This is a genomic window from Bradyrhizobium uaiense (assembly GCF_010811875.1).
Lineage (GTDB): Bacteria > Pseudomonadota > Alphaproteobacteria > Rhizobiales > Xanthobacteraceae > Bradyrhizobium > Bradyrhizobium uaiense.
On the sequence record NZ_VKHP01000748.1, the window covers coordinates 1 to 250 of the forward strand.

Below are 250 nucleotides of genomic sequence, written 5' to 3' on the forward strand. Positions count from 1 at the left end.
CCTCGGCAGCAATGGCGCGAAGATCTCGATGCAACGGAGCGTTACGCCCCTCCTGAGGCTCCGCCGTTCACGACGCCGACACCTTGAAATGATCTTCTTTCCCCTCTATGAGGCAGTCCTTTGCCGCAGCCGAACGTTGGCCACCGCGCCGCGCGCGGAGAGAATTAATGCGTTCTCGAGCAGAAGACGGCTCTTCCATCATCCAAATTTCTCTTGAAAGAGAAATTACTTTCTTTCGTCTGGCCGCGTT

1 protein-coding gene is annotated in these 250 nt (G+C 56.0%); it reads right to left on the reverse strand.

Features of this window, described 5'->3' with window-relative positions; all coding sequences use genetic code 11:
* Positions 1-67: 67 nt before the first annotated feature.
* Positions 68-250 (reverse strand): hypothetical protein (locus tag FNJ47_RS50795; RefSeq protein ID WP_206685431.1); only part of this gene is annotated, 183 nt, incomplete at its 5' end.